Origin of the sequence: Streptococcus sp. Marseille-P6264, from assembly GCF_902460355.1 — a bacterium.
In the GTDB taxonomy this organism is placed as follows: domain Bacteria; phylum Bacillota; class Bacilli; order Lactobacillales; family Streptococcaceae; genus Streptococcus.
On record NZ_CABPTO010000008.1, the window covers coordinates 36,162 to 52,252 of the forward strand.

General features: G+C 42.8%; 14 protein-coding genes. 13 read left to right on the forward strand and 1 reads right to left on the reverse strand.

What is annotated here, in order from left to right:
- Window positions 1–3 precede the first annotated feature (3 nt).
- The 13 genes from FZ941_RS09875 to FZ941_RS09935 all read left to right on the forward strand — a co-directional run bounded on the left by FZ941_RS09875 (window position 4) and on the right by FZ941_RS09935 (window position 14,932).
- Window positions 4–417 carry an MORN repeat-containing protein gene (locus tag FZ941_RS09875; protein ID WP_148887747.1) on the forward strand — a complete coding sequence of 138 codons (414 nt, stop codon included), beginning with the start codon at window positions 4–6 and terminating at the stop codon, window positions 415–417.
- Window positions 407–2,221, forward strand: a complete 1,815-nt coding sequence (locus FZ941_RS09880) for an acyltransferase family protein (RefSeq protein WP_148887774.1) — start codon at window positions 407–409, stop codon at window positions 2,219–2,221. Before FZ941_RS09875 ends, FZ941_RS09880 begins: the two co-directional genes overlap by 11 nt.
- 278 nt (window positions 2,222–2,499) lie before the next feature.
- On the forward strand, window positions 2,500–5,154 hold the full coding sequence (gene adhE, locus FZ941_RS09885) for a bifunctional acetaldehyde-CoA/alcohol dehydrogenase (RefSeq protein ID WP_148887748.1): 2,655 nt from the start codon (window positions 2,500–2,502) through the stop codon (window positions 5,152–5,154).
- Between the two features lie 243 nt (window positions 5,155–5,397).
- On the forward strand, window positions 5,398–6,396 hold the full coding sequence (locus FZ941_RS09890; RefSeq protein WP_148887749.1) for an acetylxylan esterase: 999 nt from the start codon (window positions 5,398–5,400) through the stop codon (window positions 6,394–6,396).
- 259 nt (window positions 6,397–6,655) lie between these two features.
- Complete coding sequence (locus tag FZ941_RS09895; protein WP_148887750.1) at window positions 6,656–7,354, forward strand: N-acetylmannosamine-6-phosphate 2-epimerase; 699 nt, start codon at window positions 6,656–6,658, stop codon at window positions 7,352–7,354.
- A gap of 14 nt (window positions 7,355–7,368) precedes the next feature.
- Complete coding sequence (locus FZ941_RS09900) at window positions 7,369–8,505, forward strand: ABC transporter ATP-binding protein (protein ID WP_148887751.1); 1,137 nt, start codon at window positions 7,369–7,371, stop codon at window positions 8,503–8,505.
- 241 nt (window positions 8,506–8,746) lie between these two features.
- Window positions 8,747–10,066, forward strand: a complete 1,320-nt coding sequence (locus FZ941_RS09905) for an ABC transporter substrate-binding protein (protein WP_148887752.1) — start codon at window positions 8,747–8,749, stop codon at window positions 10,064–10,066.
- Window positions 10,067–10,161: 95 nt separating this feature from the next.
- Window positions 10,162–11,049 carry a carbohydrate ABC transporter permease gene (locus FZ941_RS09910; protein ID WP_045498290.1) on the forward strand — a complete coding sequence of 296 codons (888 nt, stop codon included), beginning with the start codon at window positions 10,162–10,164 and terminating at the stop codon, window positions 11,047–11,049.
- A gap of 16 nt (window positions 11,050–11,065) precedes the next feature.
- Window positions 11,066–11,896 carry a carbohydrate ABC transporter permease gene (locus FZ941_RS09915; protein ID WP_045498288.1) on the forward strand — a complete coding sequence of 277 codons (831 nt, stop codon included), beginning with the start codon at window positions 11,066–11,068 and terminating at the stop codon, window positions 11,894–11,896.
- A 25-nt stretch (window positions 11,897–11,921) separates the two neighbouring features.
- A complete protein-coding gene (locus tag FZ941_RS09920; protein WP_045498286.1) occupies window positions 11,922–12,374 on the forward strand; it encodes a YhcH/YjgK/YiaL family protein in 453 nt (150 codons plus the stop codon).
- A gap of 55 nt (window positions 12,375–12,429) precedes the next feature.
- On the forward strand, window positions 12,430–13,080 hold the full coding sequence (locus FZ941_RS09925; RefSeq protein WP_148887753.1) for a DUF624 domain-containing protein: 651 nt from the start codon (window positions 12,430–12,432) through the stop codon (window positions 13,078–13,080).
- A 32-nt stretch (window positions 13,081–13,112) separates the two neighbouring features.
- Window positions 13,113–14,030 carry a dihydrodipicolinate synthase family protein gene (locus tag FZ941_RS09930; RefSeq protein WP_048766382.1) on the forward strand — a complete coding sequence of 306 codons (918 nt, stop codon included), beginning with the start codon at window positions 13,113–13,115 and terminating at the stop codon, window positions 14,028–14,030.
- A 17-nt stretch (window positions 14,031–14,047) separates the two neighbouring features.
- Window positions 14,048–14,932 carry an ROK family protein gene (locus FZ941_RS09935; RefSeq protein ID WP_148887754.1) on the forward strand — a complete coding sequence of 295 codons (885 nt, stop codon included), beginning with the start codon at window positions 14,048–14,050 and terminating at the stop codon, window positions 14,930–14,932.
- 272 nt (window positions 14,933–15,204) lie between these two features.
- On the opposite strand, the gene FZ941_RS09940 is transcribed toward FZ941_RS09935, so the two are convergent.
- Complete coding sequence (locus tag FZ941_RS09940; protein WP_148887755.1) at window positions 15,205–16,050, reverse strand: MurR/RpiR family transcriptional regulator; 846 nt, start codon at window positions 16,048–16,050, stop codon at window positions 15,205–15,207.
- Window positions 16,051–16,091: the final 41 nt, after the last annotated feature.

Genomic DNA, 16,091 nt, shown 5'->3' on the forward strand with positions numbered 1-16,091 from the left:
AAAATGGATAAAATAAAAGAATTTTACGATAAATATAAAATCTATCTGACCCGTCAGAATCTAGAAATCTTGGCTGTGACTGTAATTGCCTTGTCAGCAATTTTAGTGTTTACCTCTAATATCCCTAGCAAGGGTGCGCTAACGCTGGATCAAGGTAAAATAAAATATGAAGGCAGTCTAGTTCACGGAAAAATGAACGGCGAAGGTACCCTGACTTTTAAAAATGGGGATAGCTATAAAGGGTATTTCAAAAATGGTACTTTTGATGGTAAGGGTACTTTTACATCGAAGGCTGGTTGGAAATATGAAGGTGAGTTTGCCAACGGTCAAGCCAATGGTAAAGGAAAACTGACGACAGAAAGTAATGTCGTCTATGAAGGAACGTTCAAGCAAGGAATTTATCAAAATGCGCATTAGATGGTTTTCACTGGTTCGGATTACTGGACTGGTCTTGGTGTTACTCTATCATTACTTTCAGGGAGTTTTTCCTGGAGGTTTTATTGGAGTGGACATCTTTTTCACTTTTTCAGGATTTTTGATTACTTCATTATTGATTGATGAGTTTACAAGAAGTCGGACGATTGATATTATGGGCTTTCTGAAACGGCGCTTTTATCGTATCGTTCCTCCGCTCGTTTTTATGATTTTGGTCATCATGCCTTTTACTTTATTGATCCGTCGGGATTTTGTAGCAGGTATCGGGACGCAGATTGCAGCTGCTTTTGGCTTTGTGACCAATTTTTATGAAATGATGTCGGGCGGCAGTTATGAAAGCCAGTTTGTACCGCATTTGCTGATTCACACTTGGAGTTTAGCACTGGAAGTGCATTACTATATCCTCTGGGGCTTGGCTGCTTGGGGAATTAGCAAGATTAGCAAGTCAGTTGCTCAGTATCGGGGGCTGATTTCTCTGACTTCAATTGCTCTGTTTCTGTTCAGTTTCTTGGCTATGTTTATCGGAGCCTTTTTCAGCAAGAATTACTCCAATATTTATTTCTCAAGTTTGACCCATGTCTTTCCTTTCTTTGCTGGGACAGTGCTAGCGACTTTCTCTGGAGTCGGAAATGTGGGCGTTCAGATGAAGAAACTGGAAGAAAAGGTCGAAATCAAGCAAGTCTTGATCGCTTTAGCTGGCAGTTTTGTTCTTCTTCTTTTGCTCAGTTTTATTTTGAAATTTGACAGCCTGTGGACTTATTTATTTGGTTTCTTGATTTCAACGCTTTTGGCTTGTGTCATGATAGCAGCAACTCGCATCTTGCACGATAAATTGCCAAATATTAAGGAGCCTAGTCCTCTCAACTTTATTGCAGACACTAGCTATGGAGTTTACCTCTTCCATTGGCCTTTCTATATTATTTTTACTCAGTTGATGAGCAATGGATGGGCTGTGCTTTTGACTACAATCTTGAGTTTTGGTTTCGCGGCTCTTTCCTTCTATATTTTAGAGCCGACTTTAGCTGGACGGAAGCCTCGGATTTTTGGCAAGGATATGAATGTGAGTTCCATCACCAAGCCGATTTTCTACAGTTTCATTCCGCTGACATTTATCTTGCTTATTATCACCATCACAGCTCCGTCTGTTGGTGCCTTTGAGGAAAGCCTGATTGTCAATTCTTTGAACCAATCCGATACGAAAATGCAGACAACCCGTAAGCACGCAGACCAGAAAACTGCAACAAATTATAACGTGGCAGAGGGAACGACTGTTATCGGTGATTCGGTCACCTTGCGCTCTGCTGAATGGATCCAAGAGGCTATACCTGACGCTCAAGTCGATGCAGTTGTTAGTCGTAATTTAGTGTCTGGTCTGGAATTTTTCAAGAACGATATTGCTAACCAAACACTGCTTCAAAACGTCGTCTTGGCATTGGGAACCAATCCAGTTGACAATTATGAAGAATTGCTGGATCAGTATATCGAGCTCTTGCCAAAAGGCCATCGCTTGATTTTAGTCACGCCATATGATGGCCGGACAGCCAATGATCCAAGTAGTATTCCTGTTAAGATGCGACAATACGAACTTGAACTTGCTAAGAAATACGATTTTGTATATGTAGCAGACTGGTATCAGGTAGCGATTAATAATCCGCAGATTTGGATTGGAACAGACTATGTCCATTATGGGGCAGATTCAGAGTCTATGGCAGAGGGAGGTAAACTCTACTCTAACATGATAAAAGAGGCTTTGGCTGCCGCTTCAAATGGCAGTGTTAAGCCATAAAACTAGCTCGGTTATTTAGCCGAGCTCATTTTATAACAAAAAAGAAAGCGCTAACACATTTTTAAGGAAAAGTATGTGAAATTTTCGAAAATAATATAGAGACTTTTGTAAAAAAGCCTGAAATATCAGTGTTTAAAAAATAATCCCTAAAAAGTTTGTGAACTTTTGTTGAAAGTGTTTACAAATTTGTGGGAATAGAGTATAATTATATTGTGAAATAATTAACAAAGGTTGAAATCTCTATTTAACCTTTTGGCAGAAACCATTGGAGGACTATAATGGCTGATAAGAAGAAAACTGTTGAACAAGAAGATAAAGTGCTAGCGGCAGAAAAACATGTTGACGAGCTTGTGCAAAAAGGTCTCCTAGCTCTTGAAGAAATGAGAAAACTGAATCAAGAGCAAGTAGATTACATCGTAGCAAAAGCTTCAGTTGCAGCTCTTGATGCGCACGGGATCCTTGCTCAACATGCGGTTGAAGAAACTGGTCGTGGTGTATTTGAAGACAAGGCAACGAAAAACCTCTTTGCCTGTGAGCATGTTGTCAACAACATGCGTGGTGTGAAGACTGTTGGTGTTATCGAAGATGATCCTGTTACTGGATTGACAAAGATTGCTGAGCCTGTCGGAGTTATTTGTGGTATCACTCCAACGACGAACCCAACATCAACAGCAATTTTTAAAGCATTGATTGCCTTGAAGACACGTAATCCAATCGTTTTTGCCTTCCACCCATCTGCTCAAGAGTCATCTGCTCATGCAGCGCAAATTGTTCGTGATGCAGCAATTGCAGCTGGCGCACCTGAAAACTGTGTGCAATGGATCACTCAGCCATCTATGGAAGCAACAGCGGCTTTGATGAACCACGATGGTATTGCAACAATTCTTGCAACTGGTGGTAATGCCATGGTTAAAGCTGCTTATTCTTGCGGAAAACCAGCTCTTGGGGTAGGTGCCGGAAACGTACCAGCTTACATCGAAAAATCTGCTGACCTTCGCCAAGCAGCTCATGATATCGTAATGTCTAAATCATTTGACAATGGTATGGTCTGCGCATCTGAGCAAGCGGTAATCATTGACAAGGAAGTGTATGACGAATTTGTAGAAGAATTCAAGTCATACCACACTTATTTTGTAAACAAAAAAGAAAAAGCTCTTCTTGAAGAATTCTGCTTTGGCGCTAAAGCAAACAGCAAGAACTGTGCTGGTGCTAAACTGAATGCAAACATCGTTGGTAAACCAGCCGCATGGATTGCAGAACAAGCAGGCTTTAAAGTACCAGAAGGTACAAACATCTTGGCTGCAGAATGTGCTGAAGTAGGTCCAAATGAGCCATTGACTCGCGAAAAATTGTCACCAGTTATCGCTGTCTTGAAAGCTGAAGATAGAGAAGACGGTCTTAAAAAAGCTCGTCAAATGGTTGAATTTAACGGACTTGGTCACTCAGCAGCTATCCATACAAAAGACGAAGAATTGGCTAAACGCTTTGGTACTGAAATCAAAGCGATGCGGATTATCTGGAACTCTCCATCTACTTTCGGTGGTATCGGGGACGTATATAATGCCTTCATTCCATCCTTGACACTTGGATGTGGTTCATACGGACGTAACTCAGTTGGTGATAACGTGAGCGCTATTAACCTTCTAAACATCAAGAAAGTAGGGAAACGTAGAAATAATATGCAATGGTTTAAAGTTCCTTCAAAAATTTACTTCGAGCGCAACTCTATCCAATACCTTCAAACATGTGAAGATATTGAACGCGTTATGATCGTTACAGACAAATCTATCGAAAAACTTGGCTTTGTTCAACGTGTGATCAATCAATTGAACGCACGTAGCAACCGTGTCACTATCCAAGTCTTCTCAGATGTTGAACCAGATCCAGACATCACAACTGTAGAACGTGGTGCTGAAGTGATGAAAGCATTTGAACCAGATACAATCATTGCTCTTGGTGGTGGATCTCCAATGGACGCGGCCAAAGTAATGTGGCTCTTCTATGAGCAACCAGAAATCGACTTCCGTGACCTGGTTCAAAAATTCATGGATATCCGTAAACGTGCCTTCCGCTTCCCATCACTTGGTAAGAAAGCGAAATACATCGGTATCCCAACGACTTCAGGTACAGGTTCAGAAGTAACACCATTTGCTGTTATCTCTGATAAGAAAAACAACCGCAAATACCCATTGGCTGACTACTCATTGACACCAACTATTGCGATTGTTGACCCTGCTTTGGTTGAATCCGTTCCAGACTTTATCGCAGCTGATACAGGTATGGACGTCTTGACTCACGCGACTGAAGCCTACACTTCAAACTTTGCTAACGACTACACAGACGGTATTGCGCTTCAAACTATCAAGCTTGTCTTTGAATGGTTGGAAAAATCTGTTAAGACAGCTGACCCAGAAGCACGTGAAAAAATGCATAATGCGTCTACAATGGCTGGTATGGCCTTCGCCAATGCCTTTCTTGGTATGAGCCACTCAATGGCCCACAAGATTGGTGGTGTTCACCATACTGTTCACGGACGTACAAATGCTATCTTGCTTCCATACGTCATCCGTTACAACGGTACTCGTCCATCTAAGACAACTACATGGCCTAAGTACAACTACTGGAAAGCTGATGAGAAATTCCAAGACATCGCGAAAATGCTTGGCTTGCCTCACTCAACTCCAGAAGAAGCGGTTGAAGCGTATGCCAAAGCAGTTTACGATCTTGGTGAAGCAGTTGGAATCACAATGAACTTCAAAGGCTTTGGAATCGATGAAAAAGCTTGGAAAGACAGCTTGCATGAAATTGCCTTGCTAGCTTATGAAGACCAATGTTCACCTGCTAACCCACGCTTGCCAATGGTAGCCGACATGGAAGAAATCATGGCAGATGCTTACTATGGTTACGGAGAACGTCCAGGACGTCGTAAATAATGTAGAATCAATCCCTCACTAAGTGGGGGATTTTTCTTTCTTTAAAATGTATGAAATAGACGACTTTCTAAAAAACTAGGGAAAATAGGCCAGAAAGCTTTTTTGAAACTAGTTTCAAAAAGAAAAAGAATCATAGCAAAAACAGAAACTAAAATCTTAATATTGTAAAGGATTGAAAAAGGAAAGGTGCTGTGCTATTATTTCGTAAGGGTTTACAAAAAAACAATATTGTTGGAGGATAAGATGCGCAATCCAGATTTATTAGCAGAAGCAAAAGATTATAGAGGCAGAGATGAAGTTCCAGCAGATTTTGATGCTTTTTGGGATCGTCAGATTAGCAGTTTGAGTGGCTTGCCGGACTATCAGCTGATTGAAAAAGACTTTCAAATCGCTGGGGTGACCTGCCATGAGCTAGTTTTTGAGGGGACGAATCAAGGGCGAACCTATGCTCGTATAGTCCTTCCCAAATCGAGTAAAAAAGTTCCGATTATCTTTCATTTCCACGGTTATATGGGGCGTGGCTGGGATTGGTCCGATATGCTAGCTTATACGGTTGCTGGCTATGGTGTTGTATCTATGGATGTACGCGGCCAGTCAGGCTATTCCTTGGATGGAGGGGCGCCTGTAAGGGGCAATACGGTCAAGGGTCAGATTATCCGTGGGGCAGTGGATGGACCAGAGCGTCTCTTTTATAAAGATGTCTATCTAGATATTTACAGCTTGATTGAGATTGTGGCGAGTTTGGACCTTGTGGACGAGGAACGTTTATCCAGTTATGGGGCTTCTCAAGGGGGAGCCTTGGCTTTGGTGGCAGCGGCTCTCAATCCGCGCATTAAGCAGACAGTGGCTATCTATCCTTTCTTGTCAGATTTCCGGCGGGTGCTGGAGATTGGCAATACCAGCGAGGCCTATGATGAGCTCTTTCGTTATTTTAAGTTCCACGATCCTTTCCACGAAACGGAGGATGAGATTATCCAGACCTTGTCCTATATCGATGTGAAAAATATGGCTCACCGCATTCAAGGGAGCGTGCGGATGATAACCGGACTGGCTGACGATGTTTGCTATCCGATTACCCAGTTTGCGATTTACAACCGGCTGGAGTGTACTAAGGAGCACCATCTCATGCCAGAGTACGAGCATGAAGCCATGAATGTCTATGTCAATGATAAAGTTTTCAACTGGCTTTGCGGCTCAAAGATTAACCATCCTTCTTTGTTGGAAGCTTTTAAAGACTGGTAAAAATAGATAGTAGCAAGAAAGAAACTAAGTCTGAGGTTAGCATAATCTCAGGCTTTTTATGATAAATATTCAAAAATCTATAGTAACTTTTTTTGTAGAAACACTTCTAATCCTGAAAGTAGTTTCAGCTTTTAAGAAAGGAAGTCGGTTTTTAGAAACTAAAATCTAAATCTCAAAACGCATTGAAAGCGCTTTATTTTTTGTATATAATGACATTATAAAAAGAACGGAGAAAACATAGAAAAAGGAGAGATTATTTATGTCACAGATTAGCAAAGATCAATTAATTGCAAAAATCAAAGATGGCATTATCGTTTCCTGTCAAGCTCTGCCGCATGAGCCCCTCTATACGGAGGTGGGCGGTGTCATACCTCTCTTGGTCAGGGCGGCTGAAGAGGGCGGAGCGGTTGGTATTCGAGCCAACAGCGTGCGAGACATCAAGGAGATTAAGGAAGTAACCGAGCTCCCGATTATTGGGATTATCAAACGGGACTATCCACCACAGGAGCCTTTTATCACTGCGACCATGCGGGAAGTGGATGAGCTGGCTGCCCTTGATATCGAGGTCATCGCTCTGGACTGCACCCAGCGGGAACGCTATGATGGTTTGAAGGTTGAGGACTTTATCCGCCAAGTCAAGGAGAAATATCCGCAGCAACTGCTGATGGCTGACATTAGTACCTTTGAGGAAGGCGTGGCAGCTGTAGCATCTGGCGTTGACTTTGTCGGTACAACCTTATCAGGCTACACGTCCTACAGTCCTAAGGTAGACGGCCCAGACTTTGAACTGGTCAAGAAGCTCTGTGATGCGGGAGTAGATGTGATTGCTGAGGGCAAGATTCACTATCCAGATCAAGCCAAGCAAATCCATGATTTAGGTGTCCGCGGTATTGTAGTAGGCGGGGCTATTACTCGACCAAAGGAAATCACCGAGCGTTTCGTTGCAGCAGTAAAATAAAGTGAGGTAAAGCAATGACGACCTTGAAGTTAAATAAGCTCTACAAAAAATATCCTAATAGTGATTTCTACTCTGTAGAAAATTTCGACTTGCAAATCAAAGACAAAGAATTTATCGTCTTTGTTGGTCCTTCTGGATGTGGGAAATCGACGACCTTACGCATGATTGCAGGACTGGAGGACATCACTGAGGGCGAGCTCTATATCGATGAGACACTAGTCAATGATATTGCTCCCAAGGATCGTGATATTGCCATGGTCTTCCAGAACTATGCTCTCTATCCGCACATGACAGTCTATGACAACATGGCTTTCGGGCTCAAACTTCGCAAGTATAGCAAGGAAGATATTGACAAGCGGGTTCATGAAGCAGCTGAAATTCTTGGTTTGAAAGAATTTTTAGACCGCAAACCAGCGGACTTGTCTGGCGGTCAACGTCAGCGGGTTGCCATGGGACGGGCCATTGTCCGAGATGCCAAGGTCTTCCTGATGGATGAGCCTTTGTCAAACTTGGATGCGAAACTACGGGTATCCATGCGTGCTGAGATTGCTAAGATCCACCGCCGTATCGGAGCGACCACTATCTACGTTACCCACGACCAAACCGAGGCAATGACCTTGGCCGACCGCATTGTTATCATGTCAGCGACGAAAAATGAAGCAGGCACGGGGACCATCGGTCGAATCGAGCAAGTCGGAACTCCGCAAGAGCTTTACAATGAACCAGCGAATAAGTTTGTTGCAGGCTTTATCGGCAGTCCAGCTATGAACTTCTTTGAAGTGATGGTATCTGGTCATCAACTGACTGATGGTGACCAACTCAATCTTACCCTGACAGGTGGTCAAGAGAAGCTTTTGACAGAGAAAGGCTACCAAGGTAAGAAAGTCATCTTGGGTATCCGACCAGAGGATATCTCAGCGGACTTGATTGTAGAAGATACCTTCCCTGGCGACGTAGTAGATGCGGAAGTTGTCGTGTCAGAGTTGCTGGGTAGTGACTCAGTGCTCTACTGTAAGGTGGGCAGCCAAGAGTTTTCAGCTAAGGTAGATGCTTCCAATTATCTGGAGCCGGGTTCGAAGCTTCGCTTCACTTTCAAATTACCTAAGAGTCATCTGTTTGACAGTGAGACTCAAAAACGAATTACTTTGTAAAACAACCTAAAATGAACTGACTGACTTTATTTTAGGATAAAAGAAAGATCACAGAGAAGGAGTGATTGTACTTTTAAAAGTTTAGGATTTTAATCAAATATAGGTGGACGCTTGTCCAGAGAAATAACACAGGAAAAACGAGGCTGGGGCGCCTAATGAAAGAGGTCCGTCCCATTCTCCAATAGGCAGGTAGAAGCTGTTTAGGTCAGCTTAGAATCTTAATTTTAAAGGAGAAAAACAAATGAAAATGAAGAAATTGCTTTGTTCATTGGTAGCAGGAGCTGCAGTTCTTACGTTAGCAGCTTGTAGCGGCGGCGGTAGCTCAGATAAAGCAGCTAGCTCTGGTGATAAATCTGGTAAGACAGAGATTACTTGGTGGGCATTCCCAGTCTTTACTCAAGAAAATGCTAATGACGGTGTGGGAACTTATGAGAAATCCATCATTGAAGCATTTGAAAAAGCAAATCCAGACATTCATGTCAACTTGGAAACAATCGACTTTAAGTCAGGTCCAGAAAAAATTACGACAGCTATCGAGGCTGGAACAGCTCCAGACGTGCTCTTCGATGCACCAGGCCGGATTATTCAATACGGTAAAAACGGTAAGTTGGCAGACTTGAACGACCTCTTCACAGATGATTTCGTCAAAGATGTTAACAACGACAACATTATCCAAGCCAGCAAGGCTGGAGACAAAGCTTATATGTATCCAATCAGCTCTGCTCCATTCTACATGGCAATGAATAAGAAAATGTTGGAAGATGCTGGTGTCCTCAACCTAGTTAAAGAAGGATGGACAACAGATGACTTTGAAAAAGTTTTGAAAGCGCTTAAAGATAAAGGTTATACACCCGGCTCTCTCTTCAGTAACGGTCAAGGTGGTGACCAAGGAACTCGTGCCTTCATCGCTAACCTCTATGGTGGATCTGTTACAGATGAAAAAGTAACTAAATATACAACTGATGATCCGAAATTTGTCAAAGGTCTTGAAAAAGCAGTGAGCTGGATCAACAATGGCCTCATGATGAACGGTTCTCAATACGATGGTGGAGCAGACATCCAAAACTTCGCTAACGGACAAACTTCTTACACTGTTCTTTGGGCACCAGCACAAAATGGTATCCAAGCTAAATTGTTGGAAGCAAGTAAAGTAGAAGTGGTTGAAGTACCATTCCCATCAGACTCAGGCAAACCAGCTCTTGAATACCTTGTAAATGGTTTTGCAGTCTTTAACAACAAAGACGACAAGAAAGTCGCAGCAGCTAAGAAATTCGTTCAATTCATCGCAGATGACAAAGAATGGGGTCCTAAAGACGTAGTTCGTACAGGTGCCTTCCCAGTTCGTACATCATTTGGCAAACTCTATGATGACAAACGTATGGAAACAATCAGTGGCTGGACTAAATACTACTCACCATACTACAACACCATTGATGGATTTGCAGAAATGAGAACACTCTGGTTCCCAATGTTGCAATCTGTATCTAATGGAGATGAAAAAGTTGAACCTGCTTTGAAGACATTTACTGAAAAAGCAAACGAAACGATTACTAAAAAATAAGCAAGTTTAAAATCCGCCCCTTTTTCTGTTGTCAGTCTCTAAAAATAGAAAAAGGGGTATTTTGTTAGAAAATCTTGAAAGAGGGGTACCTCATTGTGAAAGTCAATAAAATCAGAATGAAAGAAACCCTAATATCATATGCGTTTTTAGCTCCAATTCTTATATTCTTTACAGTATTTGTTTTGGCGCCTATGATAATGGGATTTATCACTAGTTTCTTTAATTATACAATGACCTCATTTACATTCGTTGGGTTTGATAACTACATTCGGATGTTCAATGATCCAGTTTTTGTTAAGTCACTCATTAATACAGTTATTATTGTAATCGGCTCTGTGCCAGTAGTTGTGCTCTTCTCTTTGTTTGTGGCTTCACAGACCTATGAGATGAATGCTGTTTCTCGCTCTTTCTACCGTTTTGTCTTCTTCCTACCGGTTGTTACAGGTAGTGTTGCCGTGACAGTCGTGTGGAAGTGGATCTACGATCCCCTATCTGGTATTTTGAACTTTGTTTTGAAATCTGGCCATATCATCAACCAAAACATTTCTTGGTTGGGAGACAAACAGTGGGCCTTGGCTGCTATCATTGTTATTTTGCTGACAACATCTGTCGGTCAGCCCATCATTCTCTACATTGCAGCTATGGGAAATATAGATAATTCTCTAGTTGAGGCCGCGCGTGTGGATGGGGCGACAGAGATGCAAGTTTTTTGGAAAATCAAATGGCCGAGCCTTTTGCCAACGACACTTTATATCGCTATCATCACAACTATTAACTCATTCCAATGTTTTGCCTTGATTCAGCTGTTGACATCAGGTGGACCAAACTATTCAACGAGTACGCTTATGTACTATCTATATGAAAAAGCCTTCAAGCTATCTGAATATGGCTATGCAAACACCATGGGAGTCTTTCTGGCGATTATGATTGCGATTATCAGTTTCGCCCAGTTCAAGATCCTCGGTAACGATGTGGAATATTAAAGAAAGGAGCAGGAATATGAAACCAAAAAAATTTAATTCATTTAAAGTGTTCTCATCTGTTATTTTAGCACTTTTGACCGTGCTCTTTGTCTTTCCATTCTACTGGATTCTGACTGGAGCTTTTAAATCTCAGCCGGATACAATTATGATTCCGCCTCAATGGTGGCCACAAAACCCGACAACAGAGAACTTCCAGCAATTAGCCGTTCAAAACCCAGCTTTACAATGGATGTGGAACAGTGTCTTCATTTCTCTTGCGACTATGTTCTTGGTTTGTGCGACGTCATCCCTAGCTGGTTATGTTTTGGCTAAGAAACGCTTTTATGGGCAACGGATTCTCTTTGCTATCTTTATCGCGGCTATGGCCTTGCCTAAGCAGGTTGTCCTAGTACCTCTAGTGCGGATTGTCAATTTCATGGGAATCCACGATACCCTTTGGGCAGTTATTTTACCTTTAGTTGGCTGGCCGTTCGGGGTCTTCCTTATGAAGCAGTTTAGTGAAAATATCCCGACAGAGCTTCTGGAATCAGCTAAGATCGACGGTTGTGGTGAAATCCGGACCTTCTGGAGTGTAGCTTTCCCTATCGTCAAACCCGGCTTTGCTGCTCTGGCTATCTTCACCTTTATCAATACTTGGAATGACTACTTCATGCAGCTCGTAATGTTGACCTCGCGGAACAATCTGACGATTTCGTTAGGGGTTGCGACTATGCAGGCTGAGATGGCAACCAACTACGGTCTGATTATGGCCGGTGCTGCTTTGGCGGCGGTGCCAATCGTAGCAGTCTTCCTCATCTTCCAAAAATCCTTTACCCAAGGGATTACTATGGGAGCTGTCAAAGGATAAGGCACTCAATAGAGGAAATAAAACTATGATTTTTGATGATTTAAAAAATGTGACTCGTTACAAGGGCCTTCATCCGAACCTGGATAAAGCGATTGATTATCTCTATGAGCACCGCAAAGACAGCTTTGACTTGGGACGCTATGAAGTGGATGGAGATAAGGTCTTTCTCTTGGTTCAGGAAAACACGCTCAATCAAGAGGCCAATGATCAATTTGAATATCATAAAAAATATGCAGATTTTCATCTGCTAGTAGCAGGGCATGAGTATTCGGCCTATGGTAGCCAGATGGTCGATGAGGCAGTAGCTTTTGATGAAGAGGCAGATATCGGCTTTGTTCATTGTCAAAATCGTTATCCTCTCTTGTTGGGTTATCATAATTTTGCGATTTTCTTTCCAGGAGAAGCTCATCAGCCGAATGGCTATGCGGGTCTGGAAGAAAATGTTAGAAAGTATCTTTTTAAAGTTTTAATAGACTAGCCCTAGGTGAGCGAGATTTTTGAGTGTGCCAGGCTAGCAGAGAAAGGAGAGACTTATGTCAGATAAGGGAACAGGACTCATCAGAGCTATATTTGATACGGATAATTTCTTCATGCAAATCTGTGAGAAAATCCTAGATTTGATAACGGTCAATCTCCTCTTTCTCTTGTCTTGCCTGCCTTTGGTGACCATTGGGATTGCCAAGCTCAGTCTCTATCAGACACTTTTTGAAATCAAGGGAAACCGTCGGGTAAAAGTAATCAGAACATACACTCGAATCTTTCGAGAAAATTGGAAGCAAGGACTCAAACTGGGCTTGCTGGAATTGGCTTTAGTCGGTATCAGTCTCTTTGACCTCCTGCTTTTTCGGACGCAGGAAGCCTTGCCTTTCCAAGTTTTAAAGGCGGTTTGTTTTGGAATTATTATTTTTACAATCCTGCTTTCTCTTTGCGTCTATCCCTTGGCTGGTAAGTTTCTCATGTCTTTTAGAGACCTTTTACAGACTAGCCTAGTGATTGTAAGTCTGAATTTTCCTTGGTTCTTTGTTATGATGGCGGTTATAGCCGCGATCCTTGTCATCATCTATAGTTCAGGCTTTGTGTTGCTGTTAGGATTTTCCCTCTTTGCCTTTATCGGCTTTGCAGGTCTGGCTTATTTGCATCTTCCTATTTTGGAAAAAATCTTCGCTAAATACAGCAGTCTATAATCTAGAATTAATACATTGGAGAAAATTTGAAAATGAAAGATTTAAAGAAATATCACGGTGTCATCCCAGCTTTTTATGCTTGTTATGACGAGGAGGGTGAAATCAGCCCGGAGCGGACTCGCGCTTTGGTGGAGTATTTCATCGACAAGGGCGTGCAAGGTCTCTATGTCAATGGCTCGTCAGGAGAATGTATCTACCAGAGCGTGGCCGACAGAAAAGTAATTTTGGAAGAAGTAATGAAAGTTGCTAAGGGCAAACTGACCATCATTGCTCACGTAGCCTGCAACAATACTAAGGACAGTATCGAGTTGGCAAAACATGCGGAAGCTTTAGGAGTTGATGCTATTGCGGCTATTCCGCCGATTTATTTTCGACTGCCAGAGTATTCGGTTGCTCAGTACTGGAATGATATCAGTGCGGCTGCCCCACATACTGATTTTGTGATTTATAATATTCCGCAATTGGCTGGTGCAGCGCTGACTCCGAGTCTTTATAAGGAAATGCTCAAGAATGAGCGCGTGATTGGGGTGAAAAATTCCTCTATGCCAGTTCAGGATATCCAGACTTTTGCAGCACTTGGTGGCAGTGACCATTTGGTCTTTAACGGTCCAGATGAGCAGTTCTTGGGTGGCCGTCTTATGGGTGCTGCAGCCGGTATCGGTGGTACATACGGAGCTATGCCAGAGCTCTTCCTCAAACTCAATCAACTGATTACTGACAAGGAACTAGAAAGAGCTAAAGAGTTGCAGTTTGCCATTAACGACATTATCGGCAAGCTAACCAGTGCTCACGGCAATATGTATGCTGTTATCAAAGAAGTTCTCAAGCTCAACGAAGGACTGGCTATCGGCTCTGTCCGTGCTCCTTTGACACCAGTCGTAGAAGCAGACCGTCCAGTCGTAAAAGCAGCAGCGGCCTTGATCCAAGAAACTAAGGAGCGCTTCCTCTAAAAGAAAGAAGGATGCTTATGGGAAATTATGTTACGATTGACATTGGCGGTACCAATATCAAATACGGCCTGATAGACGACCAAGAAACGCTAGTAGAAGCCCATGAAATACCTACGGAAGCCCATAAGGGCGGTCCAGAGATTATGCGTAAGGTTCAAAAGATAGTTGCTGATTATGTGCAGGCTGGTTCAATTGAGGGGATTTGTATCTCCTCAGCTGGCATGGTCGATCCAGACAAGGGAGAAATCTTTTACGCTGGCCCTCAGATTCCTAACTATGCTGGGACGCAATTTAAGAAGGTCTTGGAGGAGGAATTTTCCATTCCTTGCGAGATTGAGAATGACGTCAACTGTGCCGGTCTGGCTGAGGTCATGTCTGGCCATGGTAAGGGAGCAAAAATTGCGGTCTGTCTGACAATTGGGACAGGGATTGGTGGCTGTCTAGTAGCGGATGGGCAAGTTTTTCACGGCTTTAGCAACTCAGCCTGCGAAGTAGGCTATCTGCACCTGCCGGACGGAGCCTTTCAGGATGTAGCTTCGACCACAGCCTTGGTTCAATATGTTGCTGACTTGCACGGAGAAGATCCCTCTCTCTGGAATGGTCGCAGGATTTTCAAAGAAGCGACCGAGGGCAATACCTTCTGTATCAAAGGAATTGACCGCATGGTAGGCTATCTGGGTCAAGGAATTGCCAATATCTGCTATGTCGTCAATCCGGAAATCGTCGTCTTAGGCGGTGGTATTATGGGGCAAGAGGCCATTCTCCGACCGCGGATCCAAGCGGCTCTCAAGGATGCTCTGGTGCCGAGTATAGCTGAGAAGACCAAACTAGCCTTTGCCTATCACCAAAATACGGCGGGCATGTTTGGAGCTTACTACCACTTTAAAAATAAACATCAGTAATCCAAGTAAACCTGGGGAGTGACCTCAGGTTTCTTGCTTCTAGAAAAACTGCTTCTGTAGATGGACAGATAGTATTTTAGAAGAAGTTGAAATGACAGGAAAAATTCGGTGGATAGAACTAAATTTTCAAAAATTTAACTTTGCTCACCTATCTTTAGAAGTAGATTTAAAAAGTTGCACAAGACTTTTAAGAAGTACCAGCCCTTTGAGGTTGAGCAATCAGTAACCCATCAAGGAGTTAAAAATAAGGCCAGGATTTTTGTCCTAGCCTTTTATTGATGCCTACGGTAATAGCCGTTAAGTTTGTGATTTTCCCAGTAACTATTGAAGATTTTTTCCTTTCTCTCTCGGTCAATTTCTAGGAAAAAGGCATAAAGTATGTCAATCATCAGCAGCATTGGGAACTGAGCTGAGATTCGTTGGATGAACTGAGGTTTACTTTGCATTGCAACTGGGATGATTTCTGAAAAGTCTTCTTTAATCAAATCAGGCTGGCCAGTGATTAATACGGTCTTGGCTCCCATGCCCTTGGCATCAATCAGGCTGTCAATAATGGATGGGGTTTGACCTGAAAGAGAAAAGCCGATAACTAGGCAGTTTTTGTCTAAAATGCTCGTTGTCCAAGCAAAGCCATCCGCATCTGTCAGAGCTTCACAAATAACCCCTAAGCGCATGAAGCGCAGTTTCATATCGCGAGCGACGAGCCCCGAGCTTCCCGTGCCAAAAAAATAGACACGATCTGCTTTTTCAATCAGCTGGGCTACGCGCTCCAACCTTTTTTCGTCAATCAAGTCCTCGGTTTGTTGCCGAATTTGAATATAGTTGCGTAGCACCTGGCGGGACGAATCATTTTTCAGATTTGTATGCTCCGTTTTGCTGATTTTCAGCTGTTGGAGATATTGGAAGTTGAACTCCCGATAGCCCTTAAAGCCACATTTTTTTGCAAAACGGGTCAAGGCCGCCTGTGAGATGTGCAAAGTTTGAGCTACTTCGAGGGAGGACAGATCCCCTTCTATCTCTGTCGGAGTCAAAAAATAGTCGGCAATCTGTTTTTCGACATCGGTCATAGTGTCGTAACAGCTTTCGATGATGGCCAAGATATTTTGCTGGTGTCTCATGATGGGTCACTTTCTTTGGTCAAAATAATAAAACATAATTT

What these genes read in the sequence shown, in the direction of transcription:
- FZ941_RS09875 (WP_148887747.1), top strand. Translation starts at nt 4, where the DNA reads ATGGATAAAATAAAAGAATTTTACGATAAATATAAAATCTATCTGACC.
- FZ941_RS09880 (WP_148887774.1), top strand. Translation starts at nt 407, where the DNA reads ATGCGCATTAGATGGTTTTCACTGGTTCGGATTACTGGACTGGTCTTG.
- adhE (WP_148887748.1), top strand. Translation starts at nt 2,500, where the DNA reads ATGGCTGATAAGAAGAAAACTGTTGAACAAGAAGATAAAGTGCTAGCG.
- FZ941_RS09890 (WP_148887749.1), top strand. Translation starts at nt 5,398, where the DNA reads ATGCGCAATCCAGATTTATTAGCAGAAGCAAAAGATTATAGAGGCAGA.
- FZ941_RS09895 (WP_148887750.1), top strand. Translation starts at nt 6,656, where the DNA reads ATGTCACAGATTAGCAAAGATCAATTAATTGCAAAAATCAAAGATGGC.
- FZ941_RS09900 (WP_148887751.1), top strand. Translation starts at nt 7,369, where the DNA reads ATGACGACCTTGAAGTTAAATAAGCTCTACAAAAAATATCCTAATAGT.
- FZ941_RS09905 (WP_148887752.1), top strand. Translation starts at nt 8,747, where the DNA reads ATGAAAATGAAGAAATTGCTTTGTTCATTGGTAGCAGGAGCTGCAGTT.
- FZ941_RS09915 (WP_045498288.1), top strand. Translation starts at nt 11,066, where the DNA reads ATGAAACCAAAAAAATTTAATTCATTTAAAGTGTTCTCATCTGTTATT.
- FZ941_RS09920 (WP_045498286.1), top strand. Translation starts at nt 11,922, where the DNA reads ATGATTTTTGATGATTTAAAAAATGTGACTCGTTACAAGGGCCTTCAT.
- FZ941_RS09925 (WP_148887753.1), top strand. Translation starts at nt 12,430, where the DNA reads ATGTCAGATAAGGGAACAGGACTCATCAGAGCTATATTTGATACGGAT.
- FZ941_RS09930 (WP_048766382.1), top strand. Translation starts at nt 13,113, where the DNA reads ATGAAAGATTTAAAGAAATATCACGGTGTCATCCCAGCTTTTTATGCT.
- FZ941_RS09935 (WP_148887754.1), top strand. Translation starts at nt 14,048, where the DNA reads ATGGGAAATTATGTTACGATTGACATTGGCGGTACCAATATCAAATAC.
- FZ941_RS09940 (WP_148887755.1), bottom strand. Translation starts at nt 16,050, where the DNA reads ATGAGACACCAGCAAAATATCTTGGCCATCATCGAAAGCTGTTACGAC.